A 16,499-nucleotide genomic window follows, 5' to 3' on the forward strand; every position below is an offset into this window, starting at 1 on the left:
ATGCCGACGTCAGTGCATGCAGTGAAGACCTCCGAGACAGCTGCGACCCCAGGGCAGAAGCACTACCTGACCCGTGGCGCCGGCGCCTATCGCCGCGCCAGCCTGGCACTCTTCCTTTCCGGCTTCTCCACCTTCTCGCTGCTCTATTGCGTCCAGCCGCTGCTGCCGATCTTCTCGCAGGAATTCGCTGTCAGCCCGGCCGAAAGCTCGCTGTCCCTTTCGCTCTCCACCGGTTTCCTGGCGGTCGCCATCGTCTGCGCCGCCGCCGTCTCGGAAGGTCTCGGCCGCCGCAGCCTGATGTCGATATCGCTGGTCGGGGCGGCATTGCTGACCATTGCCACCGCCTTTGCCCCGAACTGGCATCTGCTGCTCGTCATCCGCGCGCTTCAGGGCCTTGTTCTCGGTGGTGTGCCGGCCGTTGCCATGGCCTATCTCGCCGAGGAAATCGATCCGCGCGGCCTTGGCGCCACCATGGGCCTCTATGTCGGCGGCACGGCCTTCGGCGGCATGTCCGGCCGTGTGCTCACCGGCATCTTCGCCGAATATCTCACCTGGCGTCCGGCGCTCTTCATCATTGGCACCATCGGCCTTGCCGCCGCGCTCGGCTTCATCGCCCTCTTGCCACCGTCACGCAATTTCGTCCGCCGGCCGGGCTTCGACCCACGCTTTCATGCAAAGGCCTGGCTCGGCCATCTCCGCAATCCGACGCTGCCCTTCATCTTCGCCATCGCCTTCCTGGCGATGGGCTCCTTTGTGACGATCTACAATTATGCCGGCTTCCGCCTGGTGGCGCCGCCCTACGGCCTCAACCAGACCGAACTCGGCCTGATCCTCACCGTCTACCTCTTCGGCATCGGCGCCTCCTCGATCGGCGGCCTGTTGGGAGACCGGATCGGGCACTTTTCCGTGCTTCTCTTCGGTCTGGCACTCACCGCCGCCGGCAGCGCGCTGACGCTCTTTGCCTCGCTCCCGGCGATTATCCTCGGTATCATCGTGCTCACGACCGGCTTCTTTATGAGCCATTCGATCGCCAGCGGCCTTGTCGGCAAGCTGGCACATGGCACCAAAGGGCACGCCTCGTCGCTCTATATGCTCGCCTATTATGTCGGCTCCAGCCTCATGGGTTCGGCGGGCGGCTGGTTCTTCGCGGTTGAAGGCTGGGCCGCCGTCGTTATCTTCACGCTTGCCATGCTGGCGCTGGCCTTTGTCTCCGCCTGTCTTGCCCAGCACCTCGCGAGGAGAAAAGCATGATCCGCATAGACCGGCTTGACCATCTCGTGCTGACCGTCGCCGATATCGCGATCAGCTGCGACTTCTATTCCCGCATCCTCGGCATGTCGGTCGAAACCTTTGCTGAAGGCCGTAAAGCACTGAAATTCGGCGGGCAGAAGATTAATCTGCACCATGCCGGCCACGAATTCGATCCCAAGGCAAGGCAACCCACACCCGGCTCCGGCGACCTCTGCTTCATCGCCGAGACTCAGCTTGCCGATGTCATCGCCCATCTGGAGGCCTTAGGCGTTGCCATCGAAGAGGGTCCGGTCGAGCGCACCGGCGCGACCGGGCGTTTGCGCTCGGTCTATTTCAGGGACCCCGACGGCAACCTCCTCGAGGTCTCCAATCTGATTGCCTGACGTCGGCCTCCCGCACATCAACCGAGCCGGATATAGGGCACGTCCTTCTTCGCCACCTCATCCAGCGCCTCCTCGTAACCGGCATCGGCGTAACGCATGACGCCAAGCGCCGTATCGTTGGTCAGCGCATGGTCGAGCCGTTCGTCGGCGGCATCCGTGCCGTCGGCGACCACGGTGACGCCGCAGCTCGTCATGTAGCCGGCATAGCCGCCGCCGCCGGAATGGATGACGACCAGATCGGCCATCGACGAGCAGAGCATCATCGCATCGATCAGCGGCCAGTCGGCGATTGCGTCGGAGCCGTCCTTCATCCCCTCGGTCATGATATTCGGATGCGCCATGGCGCCGGCGTCGAGATGGTCGCGGGAGAAGGCGACCGGGCCTTTGAGTTCGCCGCTCGCAACCAGCGCGTTGACGCGCCTTGCGAGTGCGGTGCGTTCGCCGTGGCCGAGCCAGGCGATGCGGGCCGGCAGCCCCTCGAAGGGCACATGCTCGCGCGCCAGCCGGATCCAGTTTGTGATGATCTTGTTATCGGGAAACATCTCGAGCAGCAGATCGTCGATCCGGGCGATATCGCTCTCCTCGCCTGACAGAGCCATCCAGCGGAACGGGCCGATCGCCCGGGCAAAGAGCGGCCTGAGATAGGCTTCGGTGAAGATCGGAATGTCGAAGGCATTGGCGACACCGCCCTCGCGGGCCTGCGTGCGGATTAGATTGCCGTTGTCGAAGACTTCCGAGCCACGCTTCTGGAATTCCAGCATCGCCGTCACATGCTCGACGATCGAGGCCCGGCTTGCCGCCATCAACTGCCCCTGGCCATCGTCGCGCAGGCCCTTGACCTGATCGAGGCTCATGCCCTTCGGCACGTAACCGTAGACGAGGTCATGCGCCGAGGTCTGGTCGGTGACGATGTCGGGCACGATGCCGCGGCGGGCGATCTCGGGATAGACCTCCGCCGCATTACCGACGAGGCCGACGGACAGCGCCCGCTTGTCCTTCACCGCTGCATCGATCATCTGAAGGGCGGTATCGAGATCGGGAGCGATTTCCTGGAGATAGCCGATCTGCTGGCGCTTGCGGGCGCGCTCCGGATCGATGTCGATACAGAGGATTGCAGCCCCTGCCATGCGGCCGGCGAGAGGTTGCGCCCCGCCCATGCCGCCGAGGCCGGCCGTCAGCACGAACCGGCCGAGGAGATCGCCGCCGAAGCGCCGCTCGGCAATGCGCATGAAGATCTCGTAGGTGCCCTGGATGACGCCCTGGCTGCCGATATATTGCCAGGCGCCGGCCGTCAGCCCGCCCCAGCAGATCAACCCCTTGCGCTGCAGCTCGTAGAATACTTCGGCCTTTGCCCATTGCCCGACGATATTGCAGTTCGCCATGATGACCAGCGGCGCCTTGGCATGCGTTCGAACGAGGCCGATCGGCTTGCCGGACTGGATGAGCAGCGTCTGGTCCTCGTCCATCTCGGTCAGCGCTTTGACGATGCCCCTATGCGCCGCCCAGTTGCGGGCCGCCTTGCCGAGCGCGGCGTAGACGATCAGATTGTCGGGGTCCTCGCCGACGGAGAGCACGTTTTCGAGCAGCCGCAGCAGCGCCTCCTGCCGCCAGCCCTTGGCGCGCAGTTCCGGCCCGCCGGGAATCGGAAATTTCGGATGACGTGGATTGGCCTTCGGCATCGTGGGTTCCTCGTTTTGCTCTGCCTTCGTTCGTTATTTGCTGGGCAGCGATTGCACATAGGCGAGTGCCGCATCGAGCAAACGCCGCCTCAGGGCATCGTCGCCGTAAACTTCGGCACCGCCTCGCACCCAGCCATGCATGACACGCTCCCCCGACAGCATCTGGATCACGCCAGGCAGTGCCAGCGCCCAGCCGTTATTGCCCTTGCCGAGACGGATCAGCATGCCGTCATGGCGTGCGCAGCAGAGAAGATTGCCGTTCAGCATGAAGGCCCAGCCGCCGAACATCGATTTTTCGGCAAGACCCGGCCGATCGCCGAGTTCCTCACGCATCAGTTCTTCGAGACCGGGATCGCGCGCCATGGCTCAGGCCTTTGTCGCCAGTGCGTAGCGTGCGATCTCGATCCCCATCGCCTTTTCGACGACGGGATAGACGGTCGGATCGAGCACGCTTGCCGACAGCGGAATGACATACATCGGTACATGCAGGATGAACACCCGCATGCCCTCCTTGAGCTGGCCGACGCTGAGCGGCTCGCCCTCTGGTGAAAGCGTGGTGATGACGGCAGGAAAGGTGGCAAGCCGCCCGCCATCTGCATCGTCCACCGCCATATATTCGTTCATCACATGCAGCGTCACCGACTTTTCGCCCGCGCCGACGGTGATCGTGCCGATGTCGAAGGCTTCCTTGGTGTAGACGACGTCCTTGCGGGTAATGACGCCCTCGGCAAGGATATGTCCGCCCGTCGTCTTGCAGATCGCGTCGATGACATCAGATCCGCCTTTCTTCTCCGCCGCGATGATCGCCTCACCGAGCGAAAGCGCCATCGAGATGCCGCCGAGCGCCGCATGGCTGCGGACATAGGAGGCTCTGAGCGGATTGCGGCAACTGGCGATGAAGCCGCCGGATTGATCGGCGGCAGCGCGCAGCACCGGCGAGATCTTCGCCGTCGCGCCCTTCACCACCAACTCGATATAACGGTTTTCGGCCCGATTGCCGCCGACAGCAGTCTGGATCATCTGCTCGGGCGAACCGGCCATGCCGATCGAGCCCATGTCGCCTGTGGGATGGGCGCGGATATCCCCGACCGCATCGACCACCTTGGTGCCGAGGATTGCCGACGGCAGCCAGCCGTTCAGCGTCGAGGATTTGCCGTTCTGGCCGATGATCAGACCGGAAAGCTTTTCACCCAGTGCCTCCTGCAGCAATTGCACGGCCTTCACATAGTCGATGCCCTGCATTTCCCAGGGGGTGGTGGAAGCCGGCGCGCCGATCGCAGCTGCGGTGGCGATCCACGCCTCGTCCTTCAGCTCGTCGATCGAGACCAGCTCGGGCTTGCCGACATTGACGGCGGCATAACCGAGCATCCGCCCGTGATCGGCCCAGCCGCCGCCGCCGGCGGCATAGACGGAGCCGCCCTTGACGGCAGCTTCCACGTCCTTCTCAACGAGTATGCGTCCCATCGGTCCTCTCCTGATTCAAATCCTTGTCCATCTCGCGCACCGCCTCGAAAAGCACGGCGGCGCCGAGCGCGATATCGTCGTTTTCAGCCCACTCGTCGGCCGAATGGCTGCGGCCTTCCCGGCAGGGCACGAAGATCATCGCCGCCGGCGCCACCTTGGCGATCCAGGCCGTGTCGTGCCCCGCGCCGGAGGCCATGCGCCGATGTTTTGCACCGACACGTTCGCAAGCGGCCTCCAAGGTCGACAGCAGCCCGGCATCTGCAGGCGTCGGTAGATTGTCGGATACCCGGTTCGGGGTCTGGATCGTCACGCTGTAGGCCGCCGCCAGCTTTTCGACATGGCCGTCGAGCCAGCGGCAGAATGCCTCCATGTCGGCGCGGACTTCTGCGCGCCCATCGATCAGCAGCGCCACCTTCGACGGCACGACATTGGCGGCATTCGGCTCGATGCGGAATTCGCCGACCGTCGCTGCAAAATGGCCCGGCGTTTTCGCAAGCTCGGCGGCGGCGTTGCGGATGTCGAGCACCAGCTGCGATGCCGCCACCAGCGCATCCGCCCGTCGGTCCATCGGCGTCGTGCCGGCATGGTCGGCCCGCCCTTCGACGGTGATCTCGATGCGGGTGATGCCTGATATCGCGGTGACGATGCCGACATCCTCCTTTTCGGCTTCGAGCACCGGGCCCTGTTCGATATGGAGTTCCAGAAAGCCGGCTATATCGGGCCTGTTCTGCTGCATCAGTACATCAGGTCTGCCGCCGACCTCGGCGATGCCCTCAGCCAGGTCGCGCCCGTCGCTGACACGCGAAAGCCAGGCCGCCGGCAGTTGGCCGGTCATGCCACGGCTGCCGATGCAGGACACGCCGAAGATGCTGACCTCCTCGGCAAGGAAATCGACGATTTCGAGATCGTGATCGAGCTCTATATTCTGGTCGCGCAGCGCGCGCGCCACCTCCAGCGCCGCAATTACCCCGGCAATACCGTCAAAGCGGCCGCCGTCCGGTACCGTGTCGGAATGCGAACCGACCATGATCGTGCCGAGCCATGGTTTCCGGCCAGTCCGTCGGCCGATCAGATTGCCGGCGGCATCGACCCGCGTTTCCAGTCCCGCCGCCTTCATCCGCGCGTCGATATAGGCCCGGCCTTCGAGGAAGAGCGGCGAGAACGCCCGCCGCGTCCAGGGATGCCCCGGCTCGGTCATCCCGGCCAGCGCCTCGATATCTCCAGCGATCCGGCCGGCATTGACGGGAAGATTGCGGCTCATACTTTAGCTCCCGCAATGACCTGGCGCGGCAGCGGCCGCACGAAGCGCCCGGTGCCGGGCGCAGCCAGCACCTTGGCGCCCTCGGCAATCTTTTCGCCGCGCAGGTAGGTGGCGGAAACGGTCCAGGGCAGGCGGATGCCGTTATAGGGGCTCCAGCCGACGACATTGTTGCCGCTCGCGGCGGCATCATAGATGCTGTCGCGCGGCTCCAGCACGACGATATCGGCGTCCTTGCCCGGCGTCAGCGCGCCCTTGATATGGTCGAGCCGGAAATGCTTCGCCGGGTTCTCCGCCATCAGCCTGGCTGCCCATGTCAGCGGAATGCCGCGTTCGATGGCACCTTTGACGAAAAGCGGCACCATCACCTCGAGGCCTGGAACGCCGGAGGCGTTGGCGAGCATGTCGGGATTGGTCTTGCGGTTTTCCGACCAGCTGACGTGATCGGTCGAGACCAGCCAGACATCACCCTCGGCCACCTTCCGCCAGAGGCTCTCCACCTCGGCGCGCGGCCGCACCGGCGGATTGATCTTCGCCTTGCCACCGAGGCGCTTCACGTCGTTTTCCTCGTCGAGCGTCAGATAATGGATGCAGCATTCGACCGTCGCCGCAAAGCCGTCGCGGCGATAGGCGCGCGCGATATCATAGCCGCGCCCGAGCGAGCAGTGCACCACATGCGCCGGGCAGCCCGTGTCGGCACCCGTCTCGAAGATCGTATGCATCGCCAGCAGCTCGGTGATCGGCGGTCGCGACAGGCCGTGCGCCCGCCAGTTGGTGATGCCGCTCGCCTTCACCTGCTCCATATAGGTGCGCACCGCCTCGTCGTCCTCATTGTGCACGCCGGCTGTCAGCCCCGTCGGAGCGATCGCCGCGAAGCAGGCGTCGAGCAGTGCCGGCGGAATGCGCGGAAAGCGCTTGGGGTCGGTGCCGAAGGTCGAGAATTTGAAGGCTGCAACGCCTGCCTCCACCATCTCGCGGATCCGCGCCGGGCCTTCTTCCGGATCGACGGTGCCGTAAAGCGCGAAATCGACGCGCGCCTGCGGTCCGGCATGGTCGACTTTCCGCTTCACCGCCGCTGCCGAACAGACGAGATTGCCTTCGTCATAGGGCATGTCGACGATTGTAGTCACGCCGCCTGCCGCCGCCGAGCGCGTCGACCAGATGAAATCCTCCTGGTCCTTCTGGGAAAGCGAATGTACCTGCGCATCGATCGCGCCGGGCAGGATCAGCGCTTTTCCGAGCAGATGCCGTTCGCGGCCCGCAGGCGGCACGCCGAGGCCGACCTCGGCGATCTTGCCGTCGCGCACGGCGACATAGCCCTCTTCGACAATGCGGTCCGGCAGCACCACCGTGCCCTGCAGAACGAGATCGAAGTCCATGTTGCTTCCTCCGTAGACTGGAAATCAGACTGCTGCCGGCTCGTCATGGGTTAGCCGTTCCTCGATGTGCTCCAACGAGCCGAGGGCGAAGAAATCGTCGAAGGAGGCGATCGGAACCTGCTCAGTCAGCTTCGTGACGAAATCGTCCGAACCAAGTTCCTCCTCGATCGCCTCCACTTCAGCCGAAAGCGGCCGGTCGACCGTATAGAAATCCGCATGTTTGCGCACGACCTCGTAGAGCATGGCTGCAACACCCTTCGGTTCATCGCCGAGAATGTCGATCGCCTGGGCCGAGAGCAGCGCCTCAAGGGCTGCGAGGCGCTTCAGCGCCCGCATCTGCCGGTCGAAGCGCTCGATGACGAGCGGCAGGAAGGCCGCCTCGTCCTCCAGCCCGGCCGCAACCACCAGCGACTGGGCCGACACGGGATTGGACATTGACAGCACGCGCGAGAAAATCTCGCCGGCAAGTTTGATAATCGGCCCGAAACCGGTGGCAATCCGCCCCGGCGGCACGAGATTGACCGGCAGGTCGCGCCGCTGGCCGTTGCCGAGAATGACGCAGCGGTTGAAGGCGTTGCGCGCTGCATGCGCCATGCAAAGCGCTGCCGATTCGAGCAGGATCGTCACATCGAGCGGAAGAGAGCCGCCCGACGTCATCACCCGGCCTTCAACCACGACGGGATTGTCGTCCGAGCGCCCGGTGGCGGCAAGGATCTTATGGCCGGTCGATAAAAGGTTTTCGATCACCGCGCCGAACACCTGGGCGATCATGCGCAGGCTCAGCGGATCCTGCACATGCGTTGCGACGGGCCAGTTCCATTCGTCGGAGGCATTGCAGAGCCAGGCACCGATCAGCGCTTCGCGCGCAGTTCCGACATGCCGGACCGCCTTCCAGGGATCGCGGGAAGCACCGAGCGCACCGGCCGCCATCATCGCCGTTGCCAGCAGGACGCGGATCGAGGCCGCGGCGTTGCGCGTCGTTTCCGCCGCCGAGGCAAAGCTTACCGCATTGATGCTGAGCGAGGCGAGGCTGTCGCGCGGCGCCATCCGCATCGGTTCCAGCCCGGCCGCCTGGAAAGCCTCGGCCGCCTGCATCCGGTTGCCGCGATAGATCGCTTCGCCGACGCCGGTCAGCACCGCTCCGATCTGTCCCATCAGGCCGATATCCGCACAGCCGATCGAGCCGGTGCGGCGCACGACCGGGATGAGATCGGCCTCGAGCATCCTGATATAGGCCTGGATCAGCTCCGGCGTGCAGCCGACCTGGCCGGTCAGCGCCGTGTTGATACGGATCGCCATGGCATTGCGGACGATATTGCAGGAAAAGGGTGTGCCGGTGCCGAAATGATGGGCGCGCACCAGGCCGAGATTGAAGGTGTCGAGTTCGTCGGCCGACCACTCCACATCTTTCATGGCGCCGACGCCTGTCGTCGAGCCGTAGACGGGCATGCCGGAGGCAATCGCATCCTCGACGACCTCGCGGGCGATCGCGATGCGGGCCATGCCTGTCGCCGAAGCCGAAATCTTAGCCTTGCCCGCACCAATCGTCACCATCTCGGCAAAACCGAGCGGTTGTCCGGAAAGTTCGATGCCAAGGCGTTCGTGCTTCATGTGCCTATCTCCCCAGAACAGGATGATTTTAGGCCGGATCGGCCGAAAATCTGAATCCTGTTCTAAACTAAAGAGTCAGAGCATGATGTCGCCCGAAAACCGCTCACACTTTTCGGCATCATGCTCGGAACGTGAGACTAAGCGAGCCCTCTGTCACATGGGATATCCCAAATGCCGAACACAGCATGTTTTTGGCAGGCGGTCAGCTCAGCATCCAGGCAATATAGACAAGCGTCAATGCGATGATCCAAAGCGCGATCCTGGCTGAGCGGTTGTGCCGCGCTTCGGCCTTGCCGATCGCATCCGCCGTCTCAGCATCGAAGCGCAACCCGTGCTCGCTCATATGCAGGAGCTGATGGTGGAATTTTTCGGTCTTCGCTGCGATTTCGGGCACGGCTTCGGCGAGCTTTACCGCCGCCTTCAGCCCGTCCTTAAGATCGGTGGCGATCCGCTTCGGCCCGAGATTGGTGCGGATCCAGTCGCCGACGACAGGCTCGGAGGCCTTCCACATGTTGAAGCGCGGATTGAGCATGCGCGATACGCCTTCGACCACGACCATGGTCTTCTGCAGCATCACCAGCTCCGGCCGCGTCGCCATGTCGAAGAGTTCGGTCACTTCGAACAGCAGCGTCAGCAGCTTGCCCATCGAGATCGTCTCGGCCGGCTGTCCATGGATCGGCTCGCCGATCGCCCGGATCGCCTGGGCGAAGCTTTCGACATTGTGATGTCCGGGCACATAGCCGGCCTCGAAATGCACCTCGGCGACGCGGATATAGTCGCGGGTGATGAAGCCATAGAGGATTTCGGCGAGGAACCGCCGTTCCTTCTTGCCCAGCCGCCCGACGATGCCCATGTCGACGGCGACGATCATGCCGTCAGCATCGACGAAGAGATTGCCTGGATGCATGTCGGCATGGAAGAAGCCGTCGCGCAGCGTGTGGCGCAGGAACGACTGGATCAGCGTATCGGCAAGCAGGTTGAGATCGTGGCCCGCCGCGCGCAGGCCCTCGACGTCGGACATCCTTGTGCCGTCGATCCACTCCATGGTGATGACGTCGCGCCCGGTGCGCTCCCAGTCGACCTTCGGCACGCGGAAGCCGGGATCCTTTTCGGTATTCTCGGCGATCTCGGAAAGGGCTGCCGCCTCCAGGCGAAGATCCATCTCCACCTTCGTCGTCTGCTCCAGCGTCTTCGTCACCTCGACCGGCCGCAGCCGCCGGCTGGACGCCAGGAAACGCTCCTGCATATGGGCAACGAGATACATAGCCTCGATGTCATGGGCAAAGCGCTGGCGCACGCCGGGCCGCACGATCTTGACGGCAACCTTCTTCCGGCCCTCGGCGCTATCGACCTCGGCCGGATGCACCTGCGCGATCGAGGCGGCGGCGATCGGATCGCCGAAGCTCGCATAGAGCTCGCCCATCGGCCGTCCGAGCGAGCCTTCGATATTGGCCTTGGCCGCTGCCGAGGGAAAGAAGGCCATGCGGTCTTGAAGCTGCGACAGGTCATTGGCGAATTCGACGCCGACGACATCCGGCCGCGTCGCCAGGAACTGCCCGATCTTCACATAGGAGGGACCGAGCCGCTCGACAGCCTGGGCCAACCGGTCGCTGCGCTTCTGATGCCGCGCCTTGCTTCGTTCGAAAATCGTGACGAAGGATTTGGCGAGCGCGACCGGAGGCGGCAGCCCTTCGGAAGGAAGAGCTGAGACGACACCCTCACGCACGAGCACCCAGCCGACGCGCCAAAGACGGAAATATGCGCCGAAAGTACTCATCTTCTGTTTGATTCTCGCGCGACGCTATTCGAAAACCGCTCTGCATTTTTCGGCGTCATGCGTCAGAGCTTCCAGCCGGAATGGAGTGCGGCGATGCCGCCGGTATAATTGGTGTAGGTGACGCGCGAAAAGCCGGCCTGGCGGATCATTGCCGCGAAATTCTCCTGGTTCGGGAACTTGCGGATCGATTCCACCAGATATTGATAGGGTTCGGCATCGCCGGTAATCGCCTTGCCGAATTGCGGAATGGCATTGAACGACCAAGCGTCGTAGATTTTGTCGAGAAGCGGCATATCGACTTCGGAAAATTCCAGCACCAGCAGCCGTCCGCCGCGCTTCAAGACGCGATAGGCCTCCGACAGCGCTACGTCGATCCTCGGCACGTTGCGGATGCCGAAGGCGATCGTATAGGCATCGAAGCTGCCTGCCTCGAACGGCAGTTCCTCGGCATTCGCCTCGACGAAGGTGAGATTGCCGGAAAGCTTCTTCTTTTCCGCCCGCTCGGCCCCGACACCGAGCATCGAGCCGTTGATATCGAGCACCGTGGCATGCGCCTGTCTGCCCGAGGCCTCGACGATGCGGAAGGCGATATCACCCGTGCCGCCGGCGACGTCGAGCACCTTGTAGCCCGGCTCCTTGCGCGGGTTCAGCGCCGAGATCATCGCATCCTTCCAGGCGCGGTGCATGCCCATCGACATGACGTCATTCATGATGTCGTAGCGCTTGGCAACCTTGTGGAACACCTGGTTGACCATGCTTTGCTTCTCGCCATTGGGCACCTCGCGGAAGCCGTAGGAGGTCTCCATGCCGCCATCGGCGGAAGTGCGGCTTTCTGACATCAGACTGCTCCGTTCCTGAAGATTCGGGCGCGGCGGCCATAGCGAAAGACCGCGCGCGACGTTATCTATGGGCCGCGCTCTCCACGGCACACTGGCGCTATAGCGCACATCGTCGTCGGTTGAAACACGTTAGATATAGATGGGTTAAGATGCCGGAATTGCCAGAAGTCGAAACGGTGAAACGCGGCCTGACGCCGGCGATGGAGGGCACCCGCATCACCAAGCTGGAGCTGCGGCGCGGCGATTTGCGCTTCCCCTTTCCCGACGCTTTCGCGGACAGGGTTTCGGGCCGCACCATCGTCAGCCTTGGCCGCCGCGCCAAATATCTGCTGGTCGATCTCGACGACGGCAACACGCTGATCTCCCACCTCGGCATGTCCGGTTCCTTCCGGATCGAGGAGGGCCGCATCGAGAAGGCTGCTGCCTCCGCCGCGCCGGGCGAATTCCACCATGCCCGCTCGAAGGACGAGAAACACGATCACGTCATCTTCCATCTGCAAGCCGCAAGCGGCCCACGCCGGGTCGTCTACAACGATCCGCGCCGCTTCGGCTTCATGGATATGGTGGGACGTGCCGATCTCGCCGCCCATCCCTTCTTCCGCGATCTCGGCCCGGAGCCGACAGGAAACGAGCTTGGCGCCGCCTATCTGGCCGAACGCTTCCGCGACAAGGCGCAGCCGTTGAAGAGCGCGTTGCTTGACCAGAAGAACATTGCCGGTCTCGGCAATATATATGTCTGCGAGGCGCTGTGGCGCGCGCATCTTTCGCCGATCCGCGCCGCCGGCACGCTGGTGACGGCAGGGGGCCGGCCGAAGGCGCAGCTCGACCTGCTCGTCGCCTCGATCCGCGACGTCATCGCCGACGCGATCGCCGCCGGCGGATCATCGCTGCGTGACCATATCCAGACCGACGGATCGCTCGGCTATTTCCAGCATTCCTTCTCAGTTTATGATCGCGAAAGTCAGGCTTGCCGCACGCCCGGCTGCGGCGGTACGGTCGCCCGCATCGTCCAGGCGGGTCGCTCCACCTTCTATTGCGCCACCTGCCAGAAGTAAGAGTGAGAAACCGGGAGAACAGCATGGCCTATGAGACCCTGATCGTCGAAACCCGAGGCAATGTCGGCCTCGTCACGCTGAACCGCCCGCAGGCGCTGAACGCGCTGAACTCCACCGTCCTGAAGGAACTGAAAGAGGCCTATGCCGCCTTCCACGCCGACGAGACGGTTGGAGCGATCGTGTTGACCGGTTCCGAGCGTGCCTTTGCCGCCGGCGCCGATATCAAGGAGATGCAGCCGCTTGAGTTCGCCGATATCTATAAGAGTGATTTCATCAGCGGCTGGGATGAGGTCGCCAAGGCACGCAAGCCGGTGATCGCTGCCGTCAGCGGTTTTGCGCTCGGCGGCGGCTGCGAGCTCGCCATGATGTGCGATTTCATCATCGCCTCGGAGACGGCGAAGTTCGGCCAGCCTGAAATCACACTGGGCGTCATTCCCGGCATGGGCGGCTCGCAGCGGCTGACGCGCGCCGTCGGCAAGGCGAAGGCGATGGATCTCATCCTGACCGGCCGCATGATGGATGCGGCCGAGGCGGAACGTTCGGGACTCGTTTCGCGCGTGGTGGCACCCGAACGTCTGCTCGACGAGGCTTTTGCCGCGGCCGAAAAGATCGCTTCGCTTTCGCGTCCCTCGGTGATGATGGCCAAGGAGGCGGTCAACCGCGCATTCGAGACGACGCTGGAGGAGGGCTTGCGTTTCGAGCGCCGCCTGTTTCACAGTCTCTTTGCCACGGACGACCAGAAAGAAGGCATGGCGGCCTTCGTCGAGAAGCGCAAACCGGCTTTTACGCACCGTTGAATGCTTTTAGGCGCTTGCCAGTGGTAAAGCTTGAAAATCCGCGTTGACGTGGGCCGGCTTTAGAGTTATATGCCCGCCCACGGTTCGGAAAGCCAGTTTGGTTTTCCGCGATTGCTCCCGCATTGCTGGATTTTGTGGCCGCAAGGCCCGCGGTAATGGCGGAGTTTGTTCGAATTCTTGAGAGAGGCATCCATGGCCAATACAACTTCGGCGAAAAAAGCGACCCGCAAGATCGCCCGCCGTACCGACGTCAATAAGGCTCGTCGCTCGCGCGTTCGTACTTTCGTTCGCCAGGTCGAAGAGGCCATCGCATCCGGCGACGCCGCCAAGGCGAAGGAAGCTTTCCTGGCTGCTCAGCCCGAGCTTGCCCGCGCCGCCAGCAAGGGCGTGCTGCATGCCAACACGGCATCGCGCAAGGTCTCGCGTCTGGCCGCTCGTGTGAAGGCTCTTTCGGTCACCACGACCGCGTAATCTTCCATTAAGGACTTCTTCTTTATGATTAGCCCGGTAATTTTACCGGGCTTTTTCGATTCCACCGATCAGCCCCTGCATGGTTAATCTGACGACTGTTTCGTGTCAGCGCCATGACAGGAAAAATTGTGTAAAAACAATGGCTTGCGCAAGGATGCTTTGACGCCGCGCGACTCTACCCCACGCTTCCGGGACCACAGGCGAGTCAAGAGGATTTTATTTTTTTTTCTTTCAATGCGTGTCAAAATAGCCCGAACGGGGAATCTCTTTGATTCAACTGCGATTCTTTTTTGACGCTGGTGTGACGCCCGAAAAGGGCAGGCGGAGTCAATGCCCGCTTCTTAATTTTGCGTAAAATTCATCGTTGATATTGCCTTTTGATCCTGCCTAAATGGCTTTCAACAAAGGGCGCGGACATCACCTGCAGAGGCTCGGTCTTAACTGCCACGTCGGCAGGGCGATAAGTTTGTGCCGTTTGTTACGGAGCATTGCGCTTCCGTTTTTTCAAGCACTCGACGGATTTGAGCCGTAACGTGGCTGTTACGGAGCGGGGATGTTTTGTGCCTTCAGTGGCCACACGTTTAAGGCGAGGCCATCGGAGAAGGTAAAGTAATATTGCGTTCGGGCTGGTCGGCCGAAAACGAGGTTCGACCGCCAGCCTGGCACGGAAAGCCGATGAAGGTTGCCGCATGAGCGCGGCACCTGCAACGGAGTTCTGCGCCGGTTCCTTCGGGGGCAGTGTTTGAGTGAACCGGCAGGCGAGCGGCTCATGAGGATCCGTCAGCCCGCCAAAGCGGGGAATGATCGGGCGGCCGTTTTAGCGGATGCCGCCCGGTGGAATTGAAAGGCGGCATTATGCAGATGAATACGATGACGACGAGCGGGCTCGACAATGCGGATGCGGCACCGCAGGCGTTCGGCTCAATTCGCCTGGAAGCGGCGGAAGTAAAGGCGGATATGAAGCAGAACGTATTGTTTGAGCGCGTCAGTGCGCGCTTGAAGGCTCAGGTCGGTCAGGATGTTTACGCCAGCTGGTTCGCCCGGCTGAAGCTGCATTCGGTATCGAAGAGCGTCGTTCGCCTTTCGGTCCCCACGACCTTCCTGAAGTCGTGGATCAACAATCGTTATCTCGATCTCATCACCGGTCTGTTCCAGGCCGAAGATCCGGAAATTCTGAAAATCGAAGTCCTGGTGCGTACGGCGACGCGCCATGGCATGAAGCCACTCGACGAAGCGGCGGTGCCGGAACCAGCCGCCCCCACGCAGATGCGCCGCCCGACAAGCGCCCAGCCGGCCGGTCAGGCCGTCCAGCAGGCGGTGTCGGCTGTTGCCGCCGCAAGGCCTGCAAGCTTTGGCTCGCCGCTCTTCGGTTCGCCGCTCGATAGCCGCTTTACCTTCGACACCTTCGTCGAAGGCAGCTCGAACCGGGTCGCGCTTGCGGCTGCAAAGACGATCGCGGAAGCTGGTCAGGGCGCCGTGCGCTTCAACCCGCTCTTCATCCATTCGACCGTCGGCCTCGGCAAGACCCACCTGCTGCAGGCGGTCGCCAATGCCGCGGTGCAGAACCCGCGGGCGCTGCGCGTCGTCTATCTGACGGCCGAATATTTCATGTGGCGCTTCGCCACCGCGATCCGCGACAATGATGCGCTGACGCTGAAGGATTCGCTGCGCAACATCGATCTCCTGATTATCGACGACATGCAGTTCCTGCAGGGCAAGATGATCCAGCATGAATTCTGCCACCTCCTGAACATGCTGCTCGACAGCGCCAAGCAGGTCGTCGTTGCCGCCGACCGTGCGCCTTGGGAGCTGGAGTCGCTCGATCCCCGCGTTCGCTCGCGCCTGCAGGGCGGTGTCGCGATCGAACTCGACGCGCCGGATTACGAGATGCGTCTCGAAATCCTCAAGCGTCGCCTTGCTGTAGCCCGGCTCGAAGATCCGTCGCTCGAAATTCCCGCCGAGCTGCTCCAGCACGTTGCTCGCAACGTCACGGCCAGCGGCCGCGAACTTGAAGGCGCCTTCAATCAGCTGGTCTTCCGCCGCTCCTTCGAGCCGAACCTGTCGATCGAACGCGTGGACGAACTGCTCGCCCATCTGGTCGGCTCCGGCGAGCCTCGCCGTGTGCGCATCGAGGATATCCAGCGCATCGTCGCAAGACACTACAACGTCTCGCGTCAGGAACTGGTCTCGAACCGCCGCACTCGCGTCATCGTCAAGCCGCGCCAGATCGCCATGTATCTGTCGAAGACACTGACGCCGCGCTCCTTCCCGGAGATCGGCCGCCGTTTCGGCGGGCGCGATCACACGACCGTGCTGCATGCCGTGCGCAAGATCGAGGAGCTGATTTCGGGAGACACCAAACTTTCGCACGAAGTCGAGCTTCTGAAGCGCTTGATCAACGAATAATCGACGGGTTTTCTTAAGGATTCAACGGCTGGAAGCGATTCCGGCCGTTTTCCTTTATAAGTTTTTTATTCTATACCTCCCGCGCATTACGTGCATGTCAAAGACTGAAGCGCCAAAACGGCGCGTGGG

At 62.7% G+C, this 16,499-nt stretch carries 14 protein-coding genes; 6 read left to right on the forward strand and 8 right to left on the reverse strand.

Annotation, left to right across the window (positions count from 1 at the left end; genetic code table 11):
* Together BS629_RS33250 and BS629_RS33255 are read left to right on the forward strand one after the other, a co-directional pair.
* Positions 1-1,251, forward strand: coding sequence for an MFS transporter (locus BS629_RS33250; RefSeq protein ID WP_077988770.1), 1,251 nt, complete (start codon positions 1-3; stop codon positions 1,249-1,251).
* Positions 1,248-1,634 (forward strand): VOC family protein, encoded by a 387-nt coding sequence (locus tag BS629_RS33255; RefSeq protein ID WP_018244472.1) that lies wholly within the window; start codon positions 1,248-1,250, stop codon positions 1,632-1,634. Before BS629_RS33250 ends, BS629_RS33255 begins: the two co-directional genes overlap by 4 nt.
* Positions 1,635-1,651: 17 nt before the next feature.
* On the opposite strand, the gene BS629_RS33260 is transcribed toward BS629_RS33255, so the two are convergent.
* The 8 genes from BS629_RS33260 to ubiE form a co-directional block, all read right to left on the reverse strand.
* A complete protein-coding gene (locus BS629_RS33260) occupies positions 1,652-3,313 on the reverse strand; it encodes a thiourocanate hydratase (RefSeq protein ID WP_018244473.1) in 1,662 nt (553 codons plus the stop codon).
* A gap of 33 nt (positions 3,314-3,346) precedes the next feature.
* Entirely contained in the window at positions 3,347-3,676 is a 330-nt protein-coding gene (locus tag BS629_RS33265; RefSeq protein WP_018244474.1) for a TfoX/Sxy family protein, read from the reverse strand.
* A 3-nt stretch (positions 3,677-3,679) separates the two neighbouring features.
* Positions 3,680-4,777, reverse strand: a complete 1,098-nt coding sequence (locus tag BS629_RS33270) for a thiohydantoin desulfurase (protein ID WP_018244475.1) — start codon at positions 4,775-4,777, stop codon at positions 3,680-3,682.
* Positions 4,758-6,038: a Zn-dependent hydrolase gene (locus BS629_RS33275; protein WP_018244476.1), complete on the reverse strand. Its 1,281-nt coding sequence runs from the start codon at positions 6,036-6,038 to the stop codon at positions 4,758-4,760. Before BS629_RS33275 ends, BS629_RS33270 begins: the two co-directional genes overlap by 20 nt.
* Positions 6,035-7,414, reverse strand: coding sequence for a dihydroorotase (locus BS629_RS33280; protein WP_018516599.1), 1,380 nt, complete (start codon positions 7,412-7,414; stop codon positions 6,035-6,037). Before BS629_RS33280 ends, BS629_RS33275 begins: the two co-directional genes overlap by 4 nt.
* A 24-nt stretch (positions 7,415-7,438) precedes the next feature.
* A complete protein-coding gene (locus BS629_RS33285; RefSeq protein ID WP_018244478.1) occupies positions 7,439-9,025 on the reverse strand; it encodes an aromatic amino acid lyase in 1,587 nt (528 codons plus the stop codon).
* Positions 9,026-9,227: 202 nt separating this feature from the next.
* On the reverse strand, positions 9,228-10,802 hold the full coding sequence (ubiB, locus tag BS629_RS33290) for a 2-polyprenylphenol 6-hydroxylase (protein WP_018244479.1): 1,575 nt from the start codon (positions 10,800-10,802) through the stop codon (positions 9,228-9,230).
* A 62-nt stretch (positions 10,803-10,864) separates the two neighbouring features.
* On the reverse strand, positions 10,865-11,641 hold the full coding sequence (ubiE, locus tag BS629_RS33295) for a bifunctional demethylmenaquinone methyltransferase/2-methoxy-6-polyprenyl-1,4-benzoquinol methylase UbiE (protein WP_018244480.1): 777 nt from the start codon (positions 11,639-11,641) through the stop codon (positions 10,865-10,867).
* A 149-nt stretch (positions 11,642-11,790) separates the two neighbouring features.
* Here ubiE and mutM point away from each other — a divergent pair, with 149 nt between their 5' ends.
* The 4 genes from mutM (at position 11,791) to dnaA (ending at position 16,370) form a co-directional block, all read left to right on the forward strand.
* Positions 11,791-12,696: a bifunctional DNA-formamidopyrimidine glycosylase/DNA-(apurinic or apyrimidinic site) lyase gene (gene mutM, locus BS629_RS33300; RefSeq protein ID WP_018244481.1), complete on the forward strand. Its 906-nt coding sequence runs from the start codon at positions 11,791-11,793 to the stop codon at positions 12,694-12,696.
* Between the two features lie 23 nt (positions 12,697-12,719).
* On the forward strand, positions 12,720-13,493 hold the full coding sequence (locus BS629_RS33305) for an enoyl-CoA hydratase (RefSeq protein WP_017966711.1): 774 nt from the start codon (positions 12,720-12,722) through the stop codon (positions 13,491-13,493).
* 192 nt (positions 13,494-13,685) lie between these two features.
* The gene (gene rpsT / locus BS629_RS33310) at positions 13,686-13,964 is read left to right on the forward strand and encodes a 30S ribosomal protein S20 (protein ID WP_003556028.1); all 279 of its coding nucleotides are present in this window, start codon (positions 13,686-13,688) and stop codon (positions 13,962-13,964) included.
* Between the two features lie 855 nt (positions 13,965-14,819).
* The gene (dnaA, locus tag BS629_RS33315; protein ID WP_018244482.1) at positions 14,820-16,370 is read left to right on the forward strand and encodes a chromosomal replication initiator protein DnaA; all 1,551 of its coding nucleotides are present in this window, start codon (positions 14,820-14,822) and stop codon (positions 16,368-16,370) included.
* The last annotated feature ends 129 nt before the right edge of the window (positions 16,371-16,499 follow it).

Origin of the sequence: Rhizobium leguminosarum bv. viciae USDA 2370 (assembly GCF_002008365.1) — a bacterium.
Lineage (GTDB): Bacteria > Pseudomonadota > Alphaproteobacteria > Rhizobiales > Rhizobiaceae > Rhizobium > Rhizobium leguminosarum.